This window comes from Aerococcus sp. NPDC058936 (genome assembly GCF_042741995.1).
Lineage (GTDB): Bacteria > Bacillota > Bacilli > Lactobacillales > Aerococcaceae > Aerococcus.
The window spans coordinates 1-22,950 of the sequence record NZ_JBHYKZ010000007.1; the positions used below are offsets into that span (position 1 = coordinate 1).

Annotated in this window: 21 protein-coding genes; 16 read left to right on the plus strand and 5 right to left on the minus strand. The window is 38.8% G+C overall.

Translation table 11 applies throughout. The features are described 5' to 3' along the window. Positions 1-160: 160 nt before the first annotated feature. The 4 genes from ACFW0C_RS06530 to ACFW0C_RS06545 all read right to left on the minus strand — a co-directional run bounded on the left by ACFW0C_RS06530 (position 161) and on the right by ACFW0C_RS06545 (position 3,068). Positions 161-478, minus strand: a complete 318-nt coding sequence (locus ACFW0C_RS06530; RefSeq protein ID WP_378106328.1) for a hypothetical protein — start codon at positions 476-478, stop codon at positions 161-163. Between the two features lie 48 nt (positions 479-526). Next, positions 527-1,774 carry an aminopeptidase gene (locus ACFW0C_RS06535; RefSeq protein WP_378106486.1) on the minus strand — a complete coding sequence of 416 codons (1,248 nt, stop codon included), beginning with the start codon at positions 1,772-1,774 and terminating at the stop codon, positions 527-529. 22 nt (positions 1,775-1,796) lie between these two features. Beyond that, the gene (locus ACFW0C_RS06540) at positions 1,797-2,252 is read right to left on the minus strand and encodes a flavodoxin (RefSeq protein WP_378106330.1); all 456 of its coding nucleotides are present in this window, start codon (positions 2,250-2,252) and stop codon (positions 1,797-1,799) included. A gap of 108 nt (positions 2,253-2,360) precedes the next feature. Beyond that, a complete protein-coding gene (locus ACFW0C_RS06545) occupies positions 2,361-3,068 on the minus strand; it encodes a GntR family transcriptional regulator (RefSeq protein ID WP_378106332.1) in 708 nt (235 codons plus the stop codon). 236 nt (positions 3,069-3,304) lie between these two features. Here ACFW0C_RS06545 and map point away from each other — a divergent pair, with 236 nt between their 5' ends. The 6 genes from map to ACFW0C_RS06575 all read left to right on the plus strand — a co-directional run bounded on the left by map (position 3,305) and on the right by ACFW0C_RS06575 (position 10,477). After that, positions 3,305-4,060, plus strand: a complete 756-nt coding sequence (map, locus tag ACFW0C_RS06550; protein ID WP_378106334.1) for a type I methionyl aminopeptidase — start codon at positions 3,305-3,307, stop codon at positions 4,058-4,060. Positions 4,061-4,273: 213 nt separating this feature from the next. Further along, positions 4,274-5,905, plus strand: a complete 1,632-nt coding sequence (locus tag ACFW0C_RS06555; protein WP_378106336.1) for an LCP family protein — start codon at positions 4,274-4,276, stop codon at positions 5,903-5,905. Between the two features lie 67 nt (positions 5,906-5,972). Continuing rightward, on the plus strand, positions 5,973-6,965 hold the full coding sequence (locus ACFW0C_RS06560; RefSeq protein WP_378106338.1) for an LCP family protein: 993 nt from the start codon (positions 5,973-5,975) through the stop codon (positions 6,963-6,965). 123 nt (positions 6,966-7,088) lie between these two features. Next, positions 7,089-7,985, plus strand: a complete 897-nt coding sequence (gene rbsK, locus ACFW0C_RS06565) for a ribokinase (protein ID WP_378106340.1) — start codon at positions 7,089-7,091, stop codon at positions 7,983-7,985. Positions 7,986-8,335: 350 nt separating this feature from the next. Continuing rightward, entirely contained in the window at positions 8,336-9,304 is a 969-nt protein-coding gene (locus ACFW0C_RS06570; protein WP_378106342.1) for a GMP reductase, read from the plus strand. 198 nt (positions 9,305-9,502) lie between these two features. Next, a complete protein-coding gene (locus tag ACFW0C_RS06575; RefSeq protein ID WP_378106344.1) occupies positions 9,503-10,477 on the plus strand; it encodes a DNA/RNA non-specific endonuclease in 975 nt (324 codons plus the stop codon). A 53-nt stretch (positions 10,478-10,530) separates the two neighbouring features. Here the strand turns inward: ACFW0C_RS06575 and ACFW0C_RS06580 are convergent, their stop codons facing one another. Further along, entirely contained in the window at positions 10,531-12,054 is a 1,524-nt protein-coding gene (locus ACFW0C_RS06580) for an FAD/NAD(P)-binding protein (RefSeq protein ID WP_378106345.1), read from the minus strand. Positions 12,055-12,314: 260 nt separating this feature from the next. Here ACFW0C_RS06580 and brnQ point away from each other — a divergent pair, with 260 nt between their 5' ends. The 10 genes from brnQ to ACFW0C_RS06630 all read left to right on the plus strand — a co-directional run bounded on the left by brnQ (position 12,315) and on the right by ACFW0C_RS06630 (position 22,770). After that, complete coding sequence (brnQ, locus tag ACFW0C_RS06585; RefSeq protein WP_378106346.1) at positions 12,315-13,670, plus strand: branched-chain amino acid transport system II carrier protein; 1,356 nt, start codon at positions 12,315-12,317, stop codon at positions 13,668-13,670. A gap of 383 nt (positions 13,671-14,053) precedes the next feature. Further along, positions 14,054-14,923 carry a DegV family protein gene (locus ACFW0C_RS06590; RefSeq protein WP_378106348.1) on the plus strand — a complete coding sequence of 290 codons (870 nt, stop codon included), beginning with the start codon at positions 14,054-14,056 and terminating at the stop codon, positions 14,921-14,923. Positions 14,924-15,014: 91 nt separating this feature from the next. Continuing rightward, positions 15,015-15,887 carry a DegV family protein gene (locus tag ACFW0C_RS06595; RefSeq protein ID WP_378106350.1) on the plus strand — a complete coding sequence of 291 codons (873 nt, stop codon included), beginning with the start codon at positions 15,015-15,017 and terminating at the stop codon, positions 15,885-15,887. A gap of 11 nt (positions 15,888-15,898) precedes the next feature. After that, a complete protein-coding gene (locus ACFW0C_RS06600) occupies positions 15,899-16,354 on the plus strand; it encodes an NUDIX domain-containing protein (protein ID WP_378106352.1) in 456 nt (151 codons plus the stop codon). Between the two features lie 201 nt (positions 16,355-16,555). Continuing rightward, positions 16,556-17,332, plus strand: a complete 777-nt coding sequence (locus ACFW0C_RS06605) for a tyrosine-protein phosphatase (protein WP_378106353.1) — start codon at positions 16,556-16,558, stop codon at positions 17,330-17,332. Between the two features lie 71 nt (positions 17,333-17,403). Continuing rightward, positions 17,404-19,239 (plus strand): polysaccharide biosynthesis protein, encoded by a 1,836-nt coding sequence (locus tag ACFW0C_RS06610; RefSeq protein WP_378106355.1) that lies wholly within the window; start codon positions 17,404-17,406, stop codon positions 19,237-19,239. 139 nt (positions 19,240-19,378) lie between these two features. Further along, a complete protein-coding gene (locus tag ACFW0C_RS06615; protein WP_378106357.1) occupies positions 19,379-20,134 on the plus strand; it encodes a YveK family protein in 756 nt (251 codons plus the stop codon). An 11-nt stretch (positions 20,135-20,145) separates the two neighbouring features. Continuing rightward, positions 20,146-20,895 carry a CpsD/CapB family tyrosine-protein kinase gene (locus tag ACFW0C_RS06620; protein WP_378106358.1) on the plus strand — a complete coding sequence of 250 codons (750 nt, stop codon included), beginning with the start codon at positions 20,146-20,148 and terminating at the stop codon, positions 20,893-20,895. A 189-nt stretch (positions 20,896-21,084) separates the two neighbouring features. Then, positions 21,085-21,513: a PPC domain-containing DNA-binding protein gene (locus tag ACFW0C_RS06625; RefSeq protein WP_378106359.1), complete on the plus strand. Its 429-nt coding sequence runs from the start codon at positions 21,085-21,087 to the stop codon at positions 21,511-21,513. A 153-nt stretch (positions 21,514-21,666) separates the two neighbouring features. Beyond that, entirely contained in the window at positions 21,667-22,770 is a 1,104-nt protein-coding gene (locus ACFW0C_RS06630; RefSeq protein ID WP_378106360.1) for an LLM class flavin-dependent oxidoreductase, read from the plus strand. Positions 22,771-22,950: the final 180 nt, after the last annotated feature.

Below are 22,950 nucleotides of genomic sequence, written 5' to 3' on the forward strand. Positions count from 1 at the left end.
TGAAAATGAATAATGGAAAAGAATATATAAAAAGCCAGGCAATCTAATGATTACCTGGTAGAAATTACTCATCAGTCCTATTTGACGAAGAGCCATAATCTAAAAAACGCTACTGATGTTCTTAGTTTCCTAAGTGCATTAGTAGCGTTTTTGTTTTGCTTTAGTTATTGCCTTCTTCTAAGCTTTCTACTTGGCTTTCCAAGGCTTCGATACGGGTTTCCATTTCCTGGATTTGAAGATTGATTTCTTCGGCAGTATCGATTGTTGGCGCCACATCTTCATTAGGGTTCATTACCATAATTAACCAAATTAAAAGAAAAATAATGGCCACGGCAAGGGTGATGTATAACCAGTTTAACTTGGGGGACCCTTTGTCTAGATATTCCAGAGTTTCCTCAACTTTTTGTCGGTCCATGTTCTTTAAACGATTATATAGTTCATTCAAGTCGTTTTCGTTATTTTTTTGATTGTGTGACATGGTCAACCTCCTTTAATTTGTGTGCAAAAGTAAGTGAGAGCTAAATGCTTAGAAAGCCCATTCTCCTTGTCGGAAGATAGGGAATACATTACCATCTGCATCGATACCATCGATATCCATTTCTGCTGAACCAATCATAAAGTCAACATGAACATGGCTGCGGTTAACGCCTGCTGCCTGTAATTCTTCTTCTGACATGTTAGTTCCGCCTTTAACATTAGTTGGGTAAGCAGCACCGATTGCCAAGTGGTTTGAAGCATTCTCATCAAATAGCGTGTTGTAAAATGTTAGATTACTTTGAGAAATTGGTGATTTATGTGGCACTAGGGCAACTTCACCTAAACCCTGCGCGCCATCATTGTTGAAGACTAAATCTTTCATGATTTGCTCACCTTTATCAGCTGTAACGTCTACAATTTTACCGTCTGCAAAGGTTACTTTGATGCCTTCAATTGTAGAACCAGCGTAAGATAGTGGTTTTGTTGAAGTCACGTAACCATCCATTACGTTTGTATCTGGTGCTGTGAAAACTTCTTCAGTTGGCATATTAGCGATAAATGGTGAACCTTCAGGGTTAAAGCTTTGAGCAGATACCCAGATGTGACCATCAGGTAAACCTAATGTTAAATCTGTACCAGGTGCAGTGTAATGTAATTTTTTGAATTGTTTGTCGTTTAATTTTTGTGCTTTTTCGTCTAATAAGTCACGGTGGTTGTTCCAAGCTTCTACTGGATCAGCTTCGTATACACGACTAGCTTTGAAGATGGCATCCCATAATGCATCTGTTGCCGCTTGATTATCTTCAGCTAATTCAGGGAAAACGTGTTTCGCCCAGCCGTAGTCAGCCGCTGCTGCAACTGTCCATTTAACTTGATCGTTCATTGTCGCATTACGGACAACTTTTAATTTCTGACCGCGACTTGTTTGAACGGTATCAATTTTGCTTGGGTCAATACCATTCAATAAATCTGGGTCACCAGAAACGATAGAAAGGCGTGATACTTTTTGATTTAAAATTAAATCTTCTTGGCGGGCTACAGTATAGTCTGCAACTTCAGCTAAATCTTCTGTAGTTTGGTATTCGAAGTCTAAGCGATTAGTGTAATCATCTTTCCAAGTGAAGTGTACACGACGAGCACCGTTTTCATAAGCATGTTTTGCTAAGAAGTGGGCTAGAGGGGCTTGGTCGACAGCAATGTAAATCATTACATTGTCACCTCTTTGTACGTTAATGCCTTTTTCGATTAATAGGTTTGCATATTTGTCTAATAATTGGTCAAAATTTTCCATGTAAATGATGTCCTCCTAGGATTGTTTTTTATTGATGTTGTTGATAGCTGTCTACACATTGCTGGGCAAGTCGTTCAATTAAAGGGATATCCTCATCTTCAGGATACAACTCAATCTTCACAGCTTCACCAGCTTGAGTAGCACCGGTTTGTTTGAATTGTTCGGTAAAATCATCAACAGATTTACAGAATTCTTCGTAATCATATTCGCCTGAACCTAAGGTCGCAAAAACCTTACCTGTTAAATCAACGTCCGCCAATTCTTCGTATAAGTCTACAATTTCATCCGGCAAGTCTGCAGCAGCGCCGTATGTATAAGTGACGACAACGCAGATGTCTTCCTCTAGAAAATCGGTCGCATATACAGATTGGCATTCCACCATACGTGCATCTACGCCCAAATTAACTAAGGATTTGGTCATAATATTTGCTATTTCTTCATCGTTTCCCGTTAAAGAAGCAAAGGTAACTAGTGCCTTTGGCAATGTGATTCGCTCCTTTCAATTTAAAATTTCATTCCCATATTAAAATTATAGCAAAAAAAGCACTCTTTTACGATATAGAGTGCTTTCATTCATTGGATATTCACTTTTTTATGCTAAACGGTAAGTATCGATATTTTCAAAAGCTTCTTGCGTTTCTTTTGGTAGTTGCATTTTCATATAGTTGATAATGATTTCAAATAAGACACGTGCATCATTGAAGCGGTTTTCTGCAATCAACCGTACTAAGTCACCTAGGTACATCATGAAAGGATACATATCCAAAATGAAATCTTTTGGTTCATCCGTATGGTATTTCTCTAAAATAGCTGTCATCACAGTACGTGAACACTCTAAAGCTTCCTTAACTAGGAAGTCATGATTACCGATATCCAAAATTGTTTTTAATAATGCTTCACTAGTAGTAATGAAGTCATCGAAATGTTTTACTTCGTATGCTTTTTTTACTGCTTGAACTTTCTCTTCTAAGATGTCTTGGTAGTCTTCGCCTTTAACCTTTTGTTTAATCATTTGATCCAACATCCGGTAACTGATAATTAATTCATAGCGTAAACGGTGGGCTACGAAGTCAACTTTCAGCGCATGATCTCCGACGAAGAATCCGCGATACGGAATCATATCTACAAAGCCTTCATCTGCTAAGGTACTTAAAGCAGCACGAATAGGACTTCGACTGATATCTAAATCTTCAGAAATAAAGGCTTCAACAATATGAAAGCCGGATTTCCAGTTTTCACTAAGTATCTGATCTTTAATATGTAAGTAGGCAACTTGTTCTAATTTTTGCGTTTTTCCCATGCCATTCACCTCGCTCAGGTCATTGGTAGATACGTTTCATATTTGGTTTCTTAAAATATGCAATAACGTTTTCTTGCTTCTTTAATCATACCAGTTAAATCGAGAAAAAGCCAAAGATTATCATTAAAAGTTATAAAAAATAAAACGGTTACATGATATAATGGATGATTGATTAATTTTATTCCGTTTGATTTTAGGGTATAATGAACGTGAATATAAAGGAAGGACGAGAGTGAATGATAACATTAAAATCTGCCCGTGAAATAGAAGGCATGAAAAAAGCAGGAGCTTTACTAGCTAGTATCCATGAACAATTGCGTCCAATGATGGTTCCTGGTGTAACCACAATGGAAATAGAAGCTTTTTTCGATAAGAAAATTACTGAAGCAGGTGCTATTCGGGAACAAGTAGGCTTTGAAGGTTATGAATATGTAACTTGTATATCTATTAATGATGAAATCTGTCATGGATTCCCTGCACCTAACCGCGCATTAAAAGATGGCGATATCGTCAGTGTTGATACTGTCTTATCATTAGACGGCTATTTTGCTGATTCTTGCTGGACATACGGGATTGGTCAAGTTGACGAAGAGGGTCAACGTCTAATGGACGTAACGAAGAAAGCCTTAGAATTAGGGATTGAGCAAGCACGTGTTGGTAACCGTATTGGCGATATTGGTGCGGCTATTCAATCTTATGTCGAAGGGGAAGGTTTCTCTGTGGTACGTGAGTTTGTGGGTCACGGTATTCAACCAACTATGCATGAGGGTCCATCAGTACCACATTTTGGTGTGGCTGGAAAAGGGCAACGTTTACGTGCCGGCATGACGATTACCATTGAACCAATGGTAAATACTGGTAAATGGCAATCCAAAATGGACGCTAACGGTTGGACTGCCCGCACAATTGACGGCGGACGTTCAGCACAGTATGAGCACACCTTAGCTATCACTGAAGATGGGCCAATTATTTTAACGCAACAAAAAGATTAAGTACCATAACGGAACCATTAAGGGCAGTCTTGCAAACTTAATGGTTTTTTTTGGCATAAATAATTATTAAGATTATTTAAATTGAAATGAAGTTAAATTTCATTATGCTATAATGTAAATTGGTATAGATTGCTTAAGTTTCACAAGACAAACTAGATATTTTTAGCAAAGAAAACCCAGCAATTTTCCTAATAATTCTCCAGAGGAGCGCTTATGACAAAGCAAGATAATCAAAACAATCAAGCCCCTAGCCGGCACAAAAATAGAAAAGAGAAATCGTCATTTTTGAGTACTATATTTTCAGCTAAGTGGTTACCCAAAGAAAAAAGAACTTATTGGATTTTAGGGGCTGCCACTTTAGTAGTCCTTATATGTGCGATTGCTTTTAAAGTATATGCTGATATTTCAGGTTTTGGTTCTGATATTTATGAGGATGTGAATTCAGAGCAACTCCGTGATGCAGATACCCAATTAAAAAATGGCGAACCGATTACGATTTTACTAACAGGTCTTGATAGTGGGGCGCTTTATTACGCGGATGTTGAGGAGTCACGGACGGATGTGATGATGGTCTTCACCATTAATCCAAAGACCAACGAATCAACTGTCGTATCTATTCCAAGGGATGCCTTAGGGGTCCAAAGTAATACGGATGAATTTGACAAATTAAACCACGCATATATGAATTATGATGGGATTGAAGGAACAATTAACTCCCTACAACGCTATTTAGATATGCCAATTGATTATTATGTGAATGTCAATATGCAAGGGTTTATGGACGTGATTGATGCCTTGGGTGGTGTCGATATTACGCCAACCTTAACTTTTACTCAAAACGATGTTTCTTTTACAGAAGGCGAAACACGTACCTTATCTGGAATAGAAGCAATGCAATACGTCCGGATGCGTAAATCGGATCCTGAAGGTGATATTGGCCGTGAAAAACGACAACAACAATTGATCGAAGCAGTAGTAGATAAGGTCATTTCACTTGGAACAATTACCAATTACAATGACATCTTAGATGCCGTCGGTGATGATATTAAAACAAATATTACAGTAGATAATATGTTTGCCTTACAAGCCAATTACCTACCAGCTATGGATAATTTAAATAAATTAGTCTTTGATGACTACGTTGACCTAAACCTTGATTTTGGTTATTACATGTTAATTCCTGAATTAGAGCGTTTAGAAAATGTATCCATCATGCAAGACAACATCGATTATGAAACAACCAATTCAGCCGTAGTTTATCCTGTTGAGTATGGGGTTGAATCAACCTACTTCCCAGTGTCTGACTTAAATTGGGACGGCGTCTTGACAGATGACGAGATGGCCATTCAACCAGGTATATATTCAAGGGAGGACTTGAACGAACTGGTCAAATACATCTTTGGTTATTCAATTAATGACTACTTAGAATCAACAGGGAACACAGACTTAATCGATGAAAATGAAGATCAAACGATTCCGACGACTTTAGATGATGAATTGCTAGAACATATTACTGCTGGTTTTGACCCGAGTGGCACTGTGACTGAGGACACAAGTGATGACTTGGATACTTACGGTGGTACAACTATTAAAGAAGACACGGGCACATATTACGATTCATCTACTTATTCGGAAACATCTGATTATACAGATACTTATAGTGATGAAGCGTCGGCAACGGGTACAGAAAGTTATGAAGCACCGGTGCCATCTGAATCAACGACAGTACCTGAAGGAAGTGTGCCGGAAACGAGTCAAGAGGCAACTGCTACTTCAGAAGTGTCGGTTACATCTGAAGAACCTGTGACTGATACACCTGTTGAAGAAAGTACTGTTACAGAATAAATCATAGAAATAAACAGCATAGAATTTGTAAAAGTTTTTATATCTATCTTTGAGGAGGAGGGTTTATATGGCAAATAGAGAAAGTCGCCATCGTAGAAGTCAAGGGGAAGCGTATTATAAGGAGCGTCCTCGTAAGAAACGTCGTGGTTTATTGGGGTGTTTTGGTTGGATATTGTTAGCCTTTTTAATTATTGGGGGCGGGATTCTTGCATACTCATACTACCGAATTGACCAAACAGGAGACGCGATTTATCAACCAGCGGACGCTGATGGTGCGGATCCGGTAGAAGAAGTCCGCGATGAAGAAGTGACTGTTTCGGATAAAGAGCCAATTTCTATTTTACTCATGGGGATGGACTCAGGGGGGACAAGAACAACTGGTGAACAAAATACTGACGTCATGATTCTTATGACCATTAACCCGAATACACAAACTGCTAAAATGGTATCCATTCCACGTGACACTTATATTTCAAGTATTGATTTCAAGATTAACGGTGCTTATGCCATGGCCGGTGGGGCGTCTGGTTCAATCAATGCAGTCCAAAACCTATTGAATGTGCCAGTTGACTACTATGCCTTAGTGAATATGACAGGTATGATGAACATCATAGATGCGATTGGTGGGGTGTCCTTATACAACAACTTCACTTTCTCTCAAGATGAATATACCTTCCCAGAAGGTCAAATTACCTTGGAAACAGGTGCTGAAGCTCTAGCATACGTTCGTAACCGTTACGATGATCCAAATGGTGACTATGGTCGTGCTGACCGTCAGCGTCAAGTGCTATTAGCCATCTTAGATAAGTATTCTGATGTGTCTAATATTGGGTCTCTAGGTAGCTTGTTTGACACAGTACAAACCAATGTGGTTACTGACTTAACTGTTTCAGATATGACCCAATTAGCCTTGAACTACCGAGTTGATTCTGAAAATGTTGAATCTACTACCTTAGTGGGTACTGGCGATATGTCGACAGGTATTTACTACAATATCTTATCTGAATCACAAATTTCAGAAACCTCTGCAGAACTTAGAGAACATTTAGAGTTAGATTAGCTTTATGCTTGTAAAAGGGGAGTCGTGTGTAGAGCACGGCTTCTTTTTTTTGAAAAATTCTGCCTAGTTGGCATTTATAACGTATAATAAAGGTAATATTCATACATGAGGAGGAATGTTTAAATGATTGGTGTAATTGGTAGTATTTCGACAGATTTCGTTGTAACGACAAATCGCGTACCAAAGCAGGGAGAAACTGTATACGGGCAGGCTTTTGAAACAACTTTTGGTGGTAAAGGGGCCAACCAAGCGGTAGCAGCAGCAAGACTAGGTGGACAAGTGCAAATGTTTGGTTGCGTTGGTGGCGACCAATTTGGACAAGAAACTAAGGCGAATTTAGCGCGAAATGGTGTGGATGTGACAGCTGTTAAAACAATTGAAAATACGACAACAGGTTCAGCCCATATTACTGTTTTTGAAGGGGATAATGCCATCGTTTATGTGCCTGGTGCTAACCAAGAAGTGACCATTGACTACTTGAAATCAGTGGAAGCGGACTTGTTAGCTTGTACCTATTTCGTGATTCAAAATGAAATCCCTATGCCATCTATTCAATATTTAATCGATTTGGCAGACACGCATGACATTAAGGTGACTTATGACCCAGCGCCTTTTATTGAGATTGACAAGGCCTATTTAGAGAAAGTAGACTATTTATTGCCAAATGAAACAGAAGCTAAAGAGATGTTTGGTGATTTGGATACGGATGTATTATTAGGCCAATACCCAGCTCAGTTATTGGTTACAATGGGTGGCGACGGGGTCCGTTACCATGATGGAGAAGCAGCTGTCCATGTGCCAGCGATTAAAGGGAATGTAGTGGATACAACTGGTGCTGGCGACACCTTCTCAGGTGCTTTTACCGTGGCCTTATCTAAAGGTAATAGCTTAGCTGACGCCATTCAATTTGCCTCAATTGCAGGTTCTTTATCTGTTCAAAAATTTGGTGCCCAAGGTGGGATGCCAACGATTGATGCCTTAAAAGCACACGAAAAATTTAATGATAGCTGGAAAGTATAATAATAGATTTTTTTTTGCAATAGGGAGACTAGTGATAAGCTAGTTTCTTTTTTTGTTAAAATAAAAATGTTATGAGATTAAAAGTTCGTCTTTCAATATAAATTCTGCGAGGGTTAAGTTGCTCGTTTTGAATTTAGTAATGTTCGGGTTATTTTCAAAGGGTAATGTTCGTTAATTGACGAAAAAGTCAGTCCGTTTATGCCTTGATTTGGATAAAATATGACAAATTGCTGAAAAAACGAATAGATAAAGCTTGCAATTCAGAAAGTAGGTGTGTAGAATACGAATTGGTGTTTACGGACACCTTTTGTTGTTGAAGATATTGATAGAGAGAAAGGCGAGTTGAATTCGTGGAAACTTTTGATTATGAACAAGTCCAATTAATACCTGCTAAATGTGTGATTACAAGCCGTAGCCAGGCAGATACTTCAATTGAATTTGGAGGTCGTGAATTTAAAATACCAGTTGTGCCAGCAAACATGCAAACTGTATTAAATGAAGAGTTAGCTGAGGAATTGGCGCGCAAAGGTTACTTCTATATTATGCACCGTTTTGAACCAGAAAAACGTATGCCATTTATCAAGCACATGAATGCTGAAGGTTTATTTGCGTCAATTTCTGTTGGTGTAAAACCAGAAGAATATACTTTCATCGATGAAATCAAAGCAAGTGGTGAACGCGTAGACTACATTACAATTGACATTGCTCACGGTCATTCTGAGACTGTTATCGATATGATTAAATACATTAAAGAACAAATTCCGGAAACATTTGTGATTGCTGGTAACGTGGCAACACCTGAAGCTGTGCGTGATTTAGAAAACGCCGGTGCTGACGCGACTAAAGTAGGGGTTGGACCTGGTCGTGTATGTATCACTAAAATCAAAACTGGTTTTGGTACTGCTGGTTGGCAATTACAAGCGATTAAATTATGTGCTAAAGCAGCGCGTAAACCAATTATCGCTGATGGTGGTATCCGTACAAACGGTGATATCGCGAAATCTGTACGTTTCGGTGCATCAATGGTTATGGTTGGTTCATTATTAGCTGCCCACATTGAATCACCAGGTGAAACTGTAGAGGAAGATGGTGTAACTTACAAAGAGTACTTTGGTTCAGCATCTCAATTCCAAAAAGGCATCTACAAAAACGTTGAAGGTAAGAAAATGTTGATCGAAAGTCGCGGTAGCTTATGGCACACAATGCGTGAAATGGAAGAAGATTTACAATCAAGTATTTCATATGCTGGTGGTCGTGACCTAGGAGCTTTACGTACGGTTGACTACATGATCGTACCAACTATTTACAACGGTGACTAATTTTAAGCCCGATGTTATAACCATCGTTAATCATAAAGCTTTCAAAGGGGCTGTGGCTAAAAGCTACAGCCCTTTTCTTGACGAAAAAATTGGTCAATATTGGCTTGTTAGCCATGAAATTGTAGGTCCTTTTGCCCAGAAAAAATGGAAATATGGTATGATAATAGGCAGATATTTTGTGAGAGGGAGGTGTTGTTGGTGGCTGGTAAAAATCAAAAGAAACCTAAGGATAAGCGGTTATTTGCCATGTTGGTTTTGGCGGGATTGATCCTATTTCTATGGGTTGGTAACCGGATGGCGGAAGAACGATTGGCTGAGCCGGTTGAGGTGGCCAAAGAGGTGTCCCGGACGTCGTCGATTTACCAAGAGATTTTGGAGGACCACCAATTAGCGTCGTCGTCGTCGCGCGTGCGTCAGGCGGAGGAAGGAAACAAGAACGACCAGACATCTTCTTCTATAGAAGAAAGTAGTGGGAATGGGGCAAGTTCTTCAACTGAATCAAGTGTTGACTCGACATCTGAAAGCCAACAAGGAGCATCTTCGCTGGAAGAAGCTGAGGATTTAGGTCAGCTCTACCATCAGAATCCGCCTAGTGTGCCGGACGGGCAGGCCTATGTTGAAGTGAATGACAATGTGCCCATTTTTACGGATGCGGATTTGACGAATGTTGAAGAGTCTTGGGAGCGGTATAGCCCTTTGGATGATCTGGGTCGGGTGTCTGAAGCCAATGCCTTGTTAGGGGTGGACTTGATGCCGGCTGAATCGGAACAACGAGAAGCTTTGACCGCAATTACCCCAACTGGTTGGCAACAAAACCGGTATGATATTGTATCGGCAGGCTGGTTGTATAACCGAAGTCATTTAATTGGTTTTCAGTTGACTGGTCAGCAGGATAATTTGCTGAACTTGATGACTGGGACTAGGTATTTCAATGTGGAAGGTATGCTTCCTTTTGAAAACTATGTGGCTGCCTACGTGGAAGATAGTGAAAATCATGTCCGCTATCGGATTACCCCTTTATTCATGGGGGGTGAACTCCTGGCGCGCGGGATTTTCATGGAGGCCTATTCCATTGAGGATGAGGGAGAATTGCAGTTTCATGTCTATATTCCAAATATTCAACCAGGGATTGAGATTGATTATAGCGATGGTTCCAATCAATTAGCAGTATAAAATAAAGAGTCTGACTTGATTAAGAAGCATTGAGATCAAGTCAGACTCTTTATTTATTTATATGCTTTTACTTGCCGCTCTAGAAATTGCTCGGCGATTTGTTGTCCAAAGGCAAAAGACATTTGTGCATTATTGTTGCCGTATTGTGTAGTCATAATCCAACGACCTGTTAAGAAGAGGTTGTCGAGCGTTCCATACCGTTGAGAAATGACTTGTCCTTGAGGCCAGGTTATAAGCACACCACCGTCCAAGGCAGGGGTAAATAAGTCACGGTCAACCATGTTTTTTATGAATATATCTTGCTGTGTTGCCGGCAGTAATTGACTTTCAAATCCAGCTGCATTCACTAAAATATCCACATGCTTGCTTGAACCGTTCTCAAAAATCAGTTCAAACCCCCCATCACTATGCGGTTTGATATCCGCCAGTTTACTTTGGAAGGTCACCTTTCCCTCATCATACCACCGCATAATATCCTCAAGGGCTTCATGTGTCATTTGACTTCTGAAATGTTCAAAAATAGGCATATATTCTTGCTTATATATATTGCGGTCAAGTACCGACATGCCCATGTATATATAAGGCAAATAAGGGGTGACAATACCCGTATAAATTTGGAATATATGTAAATCGCGATCGTAGTGGGTTAATTCTTGACGAATCTCCGTGATAGCGCCACTACCATATCGGTCGATTACGCGTTTAACATCTACTTTATTAACTGCCATATCTGCCATAAAAGTTTCCAAAATATTATCTAGTGGAATATAACCATTATGGGCTGACTGTTGATTTTTAACCCAATCCATATTAAAAGTAGCCTGAATATAACCATCATATGGCCCTTGTTTGACAGAGGAGAATGGTGTAGATCGTGTAAAGAAAGTAATGGAACGAGCGAGCTGATTTCCATAGTGGTATTGAAGGTATCGCATAACATCTAGACCAGTTAAGCCGGATCCAATGATGCCAATCTTTTTACTTGGATCAATGGTAGCAAGTTTATCCTTTACCGGGTATGGATCATGGATGTATCCACTGTGCCCCATTAAATGATAGTGATCCGCATAAGGTGGATGCCCAATATTTAAGAAAACGGCGTTATAGATGGTGTTTTGCCAATGACCATCAGCTGTTTGTAATTGGTAGTAGCCATTCTTTTCCTGGCTACCTGTAATATGACTGCCTGCTTGATCGACAACTTGGATGTCTTGAATACGTTGGTAATGGATATGAATATGGTCATTGTCTAAATAATGTTTCATGCGGTCCTTTAAATAATCACCGTATATTGCACGGGGGATAAAGGCTCCTGGATTACAGTATTCTTTGTGGTAGTATGACAACCAGTCTAATAAATCATTAGGATTATCTGCTTCGATAGATAAATCTTTCGCATATGAATTCATTACTAACTTATGGTCGTCCTCTTGATAGGGGAAACCGTTGCCTAAGGAAGTAGCTTCATCATAAATATCAATGGTTAAGGGTTGTTGTGGATATTGGTTTTTAAAATCAATTAGGGCTTTTAGGCTGCCATTTCCAGCTACACCTAATCCTACAATCGCGATTTGCATAGTGTTCTCCTTGTAAGTTGTTTAAAAAATTTGTTGTAGGGACGAAAGGATATTGAAATATATTTAATTATTGCGTCTGCATTCCCCATTTTAATATCGCTATAGATTATAGCATATTCCTATAGTTTATAAGAAAATCCTACGAGATATTTGTAAATCAAAAGAGGATAGGATTAAAATTCCCTAAATTTTATCTTAATGTAATGTTGTTTTATGTTAGGATATGGTATTTTTGTTGAATACGAAAAGGAGTTACAATAATGAAACCAAATTTGAAGAAACAACTGACAATGCGTGAGCTCGTTGTCGTAGCGTCGACTTTGTTTGGCCTATTTTTTGGTGCCGGTAATATCATTTTCCCTGTCTTGATGGGACAAATGGCCGGCGACAATGTTTGGCAAGCGAGTCTTGGCTTTATCATCACTGCAACAGGTTTACCGTTATTAGCGGTAGCTGCTATGGGGATGACTCACTCAGAAGGGGTCTTTCATTTAGCGAGTAAGATTTCTAGAAAATATGCCTTATTCTTTACAGTGGCGCTTTACTTAACGATTGGTCCATTCTTCGCTAGTCCAAGGACAGCATCCGTATCTTTTGAAGTGGGTTTTGCGACCACTAGTTTCGCTGATTCACCTGTGGCGCTATTGATTTATTCGATCTTATTCTTCGGGGTGGCCTTATCCTTATCTCTTCGTCCGTCTAATATCATGGATTATATTGGTAAGTTCTTAAACCCCGTCTTCTTAGTTTTCCTAGCGATCATTTTTGTTCGTGCATTTACTATGCCAGAAACGAGTGTGGCTGAAGTTGACGCAATTGGCAACTATACAAATCAAGCCTTTTTCCAAGGGTTCCTAGAAGGGTATAATACCATGGATGTCTTGGCGGCCTTGGCATTTGGGATTATCATTATCCGGTCAATCCGCAAATTAGGGGTCAACGAACCTAAAGCCTTGGCCAATTCAACCGTTAAATCAGGGTTATTAACAGCGATTTTAATGGGCCTAATTTACTTCAGTTTAGCCATCTTAGGCACACAAAGTCGTGGCTTTATTGATGTTCAGGAAAATGGGGGCGTAGCGCTTTCATTGATTACCCAACACTACTTCGGTACAGCAGGTTCAATCTTGTTAGCCATTGTGATGGTATTTGCTTGTTTGAAAACAGCTATTGGATTAATCGTAGCCTGTGCAGAAACATTTGAAGAGCTATTCCCAAATAAATTATCATTAACACAATGGACGATTTTATTTGCTGGCTTATCATTTATCGTTTCAAATGTTGGTTTAACCACGATAATCGGCTTATCAACACCAGTATTAATGTTCCTATATCCACTGGCAATCTCACTTGTGATTTTAGCCCTATGTGAACCCGTCTACACCAGTAAGCATGTCTACCGATGGGTAACTGGCTTTACGATGGTTGCGGCCTTGTTTGACTTCATTAAAACATTACCAGAGGGCATATTCAACCTAGTTGGTGGAGACGCAATTGGTCATTTCGCCCAAGCAGTCTTACCGTTTTACGCCTACGGATTCGGCTGGCTAGTCCCAGCACTTCTTGGACTTGTTATAGGTATTATCCTTACTGAAAAAGATAAAATAGCTAGTTAAACGAATCGATAACACCTCTACTTCTTGATTTGAAGTGGGGTGTTTTTTGTTTGCAACATTCAACTATCGTTTATAAACTTTATAGAGACTATTTTTTATTGCATATATTAACTGTTACAGATGCCAACAAAATATAGTAAATGTACATTTTCTTCTAGTGCCCTGGTAACAGTATCCTTTAAACGCTTATCATCTGTAATAAAAATACTACTGAACTTGAAGCGCGCTGTAATGACTAATGAAACTTTACGAACAATCTAGTTATGGGAACTAGGAAAAGGGGTAAGTGTTAAAACTAGCCCTTTTTTTTGACTCGCGGTCATGGTAAACTATGTCGACACCATTTTTAGTACAATGATGTATTTTTAAGGAGACTCATATATATGAAAACAGCAATTATCGTTGATTCAACAGCAACTTTACCAGAAGACCTTAGCAACTTGGAAAATGTATTCCAAATTAAACTGAGCGTTATATTTCCAGACGGGGAAGTCCGTGAAGATTCTAGTGATCCCCAAGTGATTTCCGACTACTACAATCAACTAGAAACAATGACAGTACTGCCTACAACATCACAACCGACAAACGGCCAAATCTATGACGTATATGAAGAAATCGTCAAAGCGGGCTACGATGAAGTGTATGGCGTGGTCATTTCAGGTCAATTAAGTGGGACTAAATCGTCATTAGAAGCTGTGTCACGTGAATTTACTGATCAAGTAACGACGCATATTATCGATGCTAAATCGACTTCAGGGGTATCGCAACACCTTGTTCGCGAATGCTTACGTTTACTAGAAGCAGGCTACGAGGCGGAAAAAATCGTCCCAGCTTTAAAAAAGGTAGCAGATGAGACAGAAACTTATATTATGGTAGGATCATTGGATAACCTAGTAAAAGGAGGCCGGTTATCAGCTGCCGGTGCCTTCTTTGGTAACCTATTAAAAATCACACCTTTAATTAAAATTGATCAAACGGGTGCGCTAGAAGTGATTGATAAAATCCGTACTGACCGTAAAATGAAAGAAAAATTCAAAGGAATTTACGAGACTGCCCACGCTAGATATGGTCACCGGTTACATGTGTCTGTAGCCCACTCAAATGCTTCAGAACGTGCCTTAGAGCTTGTTGCCAATATGTCAGATGATATGGATATGTCACAAGTAACTGTCTCTGCATTAACGCCGGTTGTAGGGACCCATGTAGGGAACGGTTCGATTGGAATCTTTTTAGTGGTAGATGCCGAATTGTAAAACGAGAGAAAAATGCGATTTATCGCATTTTTTTTGTTATAATATACTGTAAATCAACACAGGAACCAAGTGTTACAAGGAGGAAAATATTATGCGCTCAGCAATCATTGTAGATAGTACATCCAGTTTGCCTGACGAATTAAAAAACCATCCCGATGTGTACGAGGTAACTTTAAAGATTGCTTTTAAAGATGGCGAAGTGATGGATGATACCACTAACGAAATGAGTTTAAAACACTTTTACCACAAAATGGTGAGTGAAGACGAATTGCCAACCTCATCTCAACCCGAACCAGCGGACTATTACCGAATTATGGATGAACTAGTAGCTAAGGGTTACGACGAGGTTTACGGGGTCTTTATGTCTAGTAAACTGAGCGGGACCTTCCAAACAGCCCGTATGGTCATGCAAGAATATCAAGATCGAATCAAAGTTCACTTAATCGATACCAAGGCTGTATCCATTATCATTACCCACGAAGTGAAAGAATTGATTCGTTTGATTGAATCAGGCTATAAAGCTGAACAAATTATTCCAGCCATCAACCAAATGATTCAAGATTCAGAAATTTATGTCTTTATTGAAGATTTAAACAACTTGGTCAAAGGTGGCCGGGCTAAGGCAGCCTCAGCCTTTATCGGCTCTGTATTAAAAATCTATCCTATTCTACGATTTGAAGATGACGGGACAGTAGATGTTTTTGAGAAGATCCGTACTGAAGGAAAGATTAAAAAATCTTGGTTGCGTATCTATGAAGAAGCCCGTGCGCAATTTGGTGACCGTCTGCATTTAGGCTTTGCCCACGGTGATGCCTATGATAAAGCCATTGAATTCAGAGACTTTTTCCTAGAAAACTATCCAAATGAAGACATCATTATCCGTTATTTAACACCAGTTATAGGGGTTCACGGCGGTAAGGGTGCCTTAGGTATGGGGTTACTGGTAGACGCTGACTTAGACTAAGTGGAGGCTATATGTTATCAACACTAATTTACTTGGAAAATGACTTGGATCAATACTTGATGCTCCACCGGACGAAAAAAGCCAACGACGTCAACCATGGGAAATGGATTGGTATCGGCGGCAAATTTGAACAGGGTGAATCACCTATGGAATGCTTGGAAAGAGAAGTCAAAGAAGAAGCTGGCCAGAAATTAAAAGCAGCCGTTTTCCGGGGGATAGTCACTTTTATCTATGCTGACCAGGAACCCATGTATATTTTCTTATATACAGGTCGACTAGAAAATAATAAGGTCGGGCAAACCAGAGAAGGGGACCTAGCTTGGGTAGATAAGGACAAGATTTTTGACTTAACCCTTTGGGAAGGCGACCGTATTTTCCTCAAAGAATTGATTGGGTCATCTACATTGATGGATATTAAATTGGTATATGATGAAAATGATGTTTTAAAATTGGTTGAAAAGCGGTAGAGTATATAGTAGTGAAAAATGAATGATTGTTGTGAAATTGTAAGGTGACTTTACCAATTTTTTACATATAAATTGTTTACATATAGTATATTGTAGAAATGAAAATTGCCCTAATTAAAAAAAGATTCAAGTATTCTGGATCTTTTTTGTGTATATAGTGATCACAGTACTTCATTCACTACATGAAAAGGAGGGAATGTAATGATAGATATCCATAATCATATATTACCAGGCGTGGATGATGGCGCTAAAGATATTGAAATGGCAATAGAGATGGCGAATGTCGCTGTTCAAGAAGGGATTACCCATATCTTAGCCACACCTCACCACCGTAATTCAGAGTTTGTTAATGAACGTAGCAAGGTTGAAGAAGCTGTTGGGCAACTGCAAGTAGAACTTGACCGCAGAGGCATTGATTTAGTTGTATTCCCTGGTCAAGAAATCAGACTCCACGGTGAGTTGTTAGACCACATTGATCAAGGTGAAGTTTTATTTACAGATTTAGATGGCCATTATGTTTTAATTGAATTTCCAAGTCATGAAGTACCACATTATGCGGAACAAGTATTCTTTGATTTATTGTCACGAAATATCCGCCCAATCATCGTTCATCCGGAACGAAATCAAAAGATTATTGAAAAACCAGAAATATTAAAACGTTTTGTGGACATGGGTTGCTACGCACAGTTAACAGCAGCTTCGTATTTAGGGGAGTTTGGTTCTGGTGTGGAAGAAACGAGTCGTTTGTTGATTGAGGAAAATCTAGTCCATATGCTCGCTTCAGATGCCCACCGTCCACATGGACCTAGGGGCTTTAATATGGAGGCAGCTTTCAATAAAATGCAGGCTGAGTATGGGACTCGTATTGTATTTGATTTTAAAGCCAATGCGAAAAGTTTGGTGAATGGGGATCCAATGATTACCAATTTTGATTTAGACCAACCAAAACGTAAGAAGAAATTTTTTGGTTTGTTTTAGTTTGTTGGATTATAGTTTTAAATCAATTGATCAGGAAAAAGAAAAGCACAAGTTGGGAGCGTAACGCGTAAATGAATTTTTCTAAATACCAAAAATATTCGATACTAGCGATTGCTGATTTTGTATCGATATTAGTCGCTGGTTTTGCCGCATATCTATTACTTGAAATTTATGTTGGTTTAACCTTATCAGTGACGTTAGGTTTATCTATTATCTATTTCATTACTTATATGTTAGCTAGTTTAGGAACAAAAAACTACAATTTGATTATCCGTTATATGAGTTTTAAAGGGGCTTCAGATTTACTGATTACCCATTTTATTGCGTCAATTTTAACCCTAGCGTCAGCAGCAATCATTTATAGAAGTTTTTCCATTCGTTTTGTTTTTTTATTAACTGTATTTGCTATAGGCCTAACCTTTTTATCGCGAGCTACATGGCGATTAACAATGGACCGTAGAGAAAACGCACAAAACGGTGAAGGGGTCTTTGAGCCAACTTTACTTGTAGGTGCAGGTCGAGGTGGGAATACTTTCCTTAAACAATTTAAAAATGATGGAGCTTACCGATTCGTTGGCTTTGTAGATGATGATAAAGAGTTATTACATAAGAAATTGGATAACTTGAGCATCTTAGGTTGCATTAAAGATATTCCAAGTATTATCGAACAATATCATTTACAAAACATCATTATTACGGCACCAACCTTACCAAGTGAAAAGATTGAACAAATCTTAGACTGGGGTATTGAATACGACGTGGATGTTCGTCAAATGCCTTCAGTTGAAAAAACGCTATTGGGCTATCAAATGGATACAGTATCTGGACCTAAAGAAATTGAAATTTCTGATCTTTTGGGCCGTGACGAGGTTGAGTTAGATGATGAAGATGCCTTCCGTCAAATCTCTGGTAAAGATATCTTAGTAACAGGTGCTGGGGGTTCAATTGGTTCTGAAATATGTCGCCAGGTAGCTAAATTCGCACCTCAAACGATTTATCTTTTAGGTCACGGAGAAAACTCAATCTACTTGATCAACCAAGAGTTCGCTCAAAAAGACTTACCAAATACTCGGATTATTCCAATTATTGCGGACGTTCAAGATAAAGAACACATTGAACAAATCATGCAAACCTACAAACCAGATATCGTTTACCATGCAGCAGCCCATAAACATGTGCCGTTAATGGAAGCAAACCCAACTGAAGCAGTGAAGAACAATGTCTTCGGAACAATGAATGTTGCGAATGCGGCTAAAAATGCTGATGTAGATGTCTTCGTTATGGTATCAACAGATAAAGCAAATAATCCACCAAATGTAATGGGTGCTTCAAAACGAATTGCGGAGATGCTAGTTACTGGAATGGATAAAGTTTCAACGCACACAAAATTTGCTGCCGTACGTTTTGGTAACGTACTAGGCTCACGAGGATCTGTTATACCTGTGTTCAAGAAACAAATTGAAAAAGGTGGACCAGTTACAGTCACTGACTTTAGAATGCGTCGTTACTTTATGACGATTCCTGAAGCTAGTCGCTTAGTTATCCAAGCTGGCGCTAAAGCAGAAGGTGGGGAATTGTTTATCTTAGATATGGGTAAAGAAGTTCTGATCCTAGATCTTGCTAAAAAAATGATTAAATTATCAGGATTTACTGAAAAGGAAATTCCAATTGTAGAAAGTGGTATCCGTCCTGGAGAGAAACTATATGAAGAATTACTGCTAACAGACGAAACAACTGGTCAAAAAGTAGATGATAAGATTTTTGTTGGGAAAATTACGAGCCAGCCAATTGAAGAAATCTATGAATTTGTTGAATCCTTAGATTTAACTGCTGTAGATGATGATCGTTTAAATAAAAAATTAATTGAATTTGTTCATCGTGATGCGAAAACGTCGGAAAATGGATAATGAGAAATAAGTAAAAATCATAAATAAATCAATATCTTATTGAAAACTTAAAAACTGATATGGTAGACTGACATAGTTATGATAATATATTCAAATAGGAAGTAAATAATATAAATTATATTTGCTCGAGGAGGACGAGATGAACGACACCCAAGAAATCTCTTTAATTGAGATACTGAATATTCTTACTGCGAATATTTGGAAGATTATTTCAACCACAGTTATTGGGATTGTATTAGCAGCTTTAGTGACATTTTTCTTGATGACACCAAAATATACATCTACAACTGATATTGTTGTGAATAACACTGCTACCGCCACTACAGAAAATACAATCACTCAATCAGGCCTACAAGCGAACTTGACACTTTTAAACACTTACCAATCATTGGTAAGCCGTCCATTAGTTCTTGATCCCGCCATTGCAGAGGTACCTGAAGCAGAAGGTATGACGGCTACTGAATTAGCAGAAAACGTGACAGTTTCTATGGATTCAGATTCATTACTATTTACCATTTCTGTAGAAAATGAATCACCCTATGTTGCTGCTAACTTAGCCAACGCAATTGCTGTATCTTTCTCTGAAATTGTACAACAAGTATTACAAGTAGAGAACGTTTCGATTGTAACCCCAGCTGAACCTGGTCAATCGCCAACTTCACCAAATGTGATTTTAAACATCATCATTGGTGCGTTATTAGGATTGATTGTCGGTGTTGTATTGCAATTAGTCAATGCAATGTTAGATAATTCAGTTAAGAGCAGTGATATCGTTGAAGAGCTTGGTTGGACTTTATTAGGATCTATTCCACAAATGGATAAAAGTAAGGTTGAAGATACGCGCTTCAAAGGTAATACAGTTAAAGATGGTTCTAGAAACCGTCGTCGTGTCTAGGAGGTTCAATTTTGTTTAAGAATAATAGAAAACATTTTGACAAGATGAATGCAGAACAACGCCGAGGCGCTAGTTTAATTACTGTTACGCAACCAAATGACGTCATTTCTGAATCTTTCCGTCAAATCCGTACGAATATCCAATTCTCAATGGTTGACCGTGATTTTAAATCAATCATGTTCACATCATCTGGTGTTTGGGAAGGTAAATCAACTGTTACAGCCAATACTGCTGCTGTAATGGCACAACAAGGCTTGCGTGTCTTATTAGTAGATGCTGATTTACGTAAACCAACAGTAGCCAAAACATTTAATATCAACACAACTGTTGGATTGACTAGTTTACTAACAGATCGTGATGCTAACATCATGGATACTGTAAACTATGTTGCCGATGCAAATATTTACATTTTAGCAGCTGGTCCAATTCCGCCAAACCCATCTGAACTACTAGGTTCAAACCGGATGGCTGAATTAATCGGTGAATTAGAAGAAATGTTTGACTTAGTTATTTTTGATACACCACCGATCCTAGCTGTTACCGACGCACAAGTTGTTGCAACGCGTGTAGATGGCGTGATTGTGGTTGTTCGTTCTGGAATTGCTAACAAAAACGAAGTACGCAAAACAAAAGATTTATTGGACGTGGTAAATGCCAACGTGATTGGTGCCGTATATAACGGGGAAGATGCCAATAAATTGGGCTATGGTTATGGATATGGCTACGGTTATGGCTATGGTCAAAGCGAAACAAGCAAATAATCGATTTCAAATTAAGGGATAGGGTTTCGGCTCTATCTTTTTTTTGCGCTTGCGCATCGGAGTAGTCCAGATGGCTAGGGATTTCGATTGCTTTTTGGACGTCTTTTGATAATGATTTTGATTCTGGGTGTGTTATTCTAGTCAAAGAAGTAAAATAACTTGTGAATTTTGACAAAGGAGAATAAGCAAATGGATTATAGACGATTTGGCGATGTGTTAGTTGTACGACTTGATAGAGGCGAAGAGATTATTTCTACTTTAGCAGAATTAGCTAAGCGTGAGAAAATCTCTTTAGCAACTGTTCAAGGGATTGGGGCTTGTGACCAGGTGAAATACAGCCTATACAATGTGGCAGAGCGTTCATACAGTCCTAACGAATTAAGTGAAGAGTTAGAGCTAACTTCATTGAACGGCAATATGTCGATGATGGACGGCGAACAATATAACCACCTACATGCTACGTTTGGCCGTGCAGATGGGTCAGTAGTTGGTGGCCACTTAAACGAAGCCATTATTTCAGGTACTGGAGAAATTTTTGTTCATATGATTTCTGGGGAAGTGGAACGGTCGAAGGACCAAGCAGAAACCGGTTTGAACTTGTTCGATTTCAATAAATAAGATCTTTGTTCGTCTGATTGGAAAATGAAGATCATCTTATTAACAGAAAGTTCCCTAACTAACAAATTGTAAGCTGAATTCTTGTATTAATTCGGATTTGAAATTATAATAGAACTATCTAAAAATATATTCAAAAATGAACGGAGAATAACGATGACAACAATGAAAGAGAAGTTTGGTTTTAAACCAAATGAAGGCTTGCAATTTGGCCTGTATTCTTTAGGTGACTATGCCCCAAATCCACATACCAACCAAGGGGTAGGGGAACAAAGAAGAATTCAAGAATTAATCGAAACAGCTAAGCATGCTGAACAAGCAGGCTTAGATATTTTTGCCCTTGGTGAATCTCATCAAGAACACTTTGTCTCTCAAGCCCATGCAGTCATTTTAGGGGCCATTGCCCAAGCGACGAATAAGATTAAATTATCATCTTCATCAACTGTTGTATCGACATCTGACCCGGTTCGAATTTATGAAAACTTTGCGACTTTAGATTTAATTTCTGACGGGCGGGTTGAATTAGTAGGTGGTCGTGCCTCTCGAATTGGTTTATTTGAGCTGTTAGGTTATGAATTACGCGACTATGAAGAATTGTTCGAAGAAAAATTTGAGTTATTAAATTACATAAACCAACAAGTTGAAAAGGGTGAAAAAATCACTTGGGAAGGGCAATTCCGCCACCGTTTAAACCAAGCAGAAATTTTCCCTAAACCAAAAGACAACTTCATTCCAATTTGGCGAGGTGTAGGTGGCCCTTCAGCGTCAGCAGTGAAAGCAGGGCGTGCGGGTATCCCGATGGTCCTAACGACTCTAGCTGGACCAGCGATGGCCTTTTATCCAGCTGTAGAGGCTTACCACGAAGAGCTAGCGAATCTTGGTATAGACCCAACAACTTATCCGTTAACAACAGCTAGCCCCATGTATATTGCCCCTACAGGTCAAGAAGCATTGGCAGAGTTTTACCCACATGTGAAATCATCATTCTTACATTCAAATGGCTCTATTTTCCCTAAGCAGCAATTCGCTCAGTCAAGATCTGTTCAAGATACGATGATGGCGGGCAGTCCAGAAATGATTGTTGATAAATTGATTTATCAATATGAAGTTTATGGTATGGATCGGTACATCGGCCAAATTGATATGGGTGGTGTTCCGATAGATAAAATCAAACGAACCATTGATTTACTAGGTGAAAAGGTCATTCCTGAAGTGAAGAAGTACACCAAAAAAACTAGTGTAGATCAACAATTGCAATAGAAAATAACAAGGAGCTGAATATCACTAATTCAGCTCTTTTTCTTTGTTCAAAAAAATACAGACCACTATTAAAACCGCTATCTTCTTGCTGTTTAAATCTCATCGTAAGTACTTACAACAATATTTACCAAGTAAATATTTAAATAAGGTTGACGAAAATGTGATTTGCGCGTTATCTAA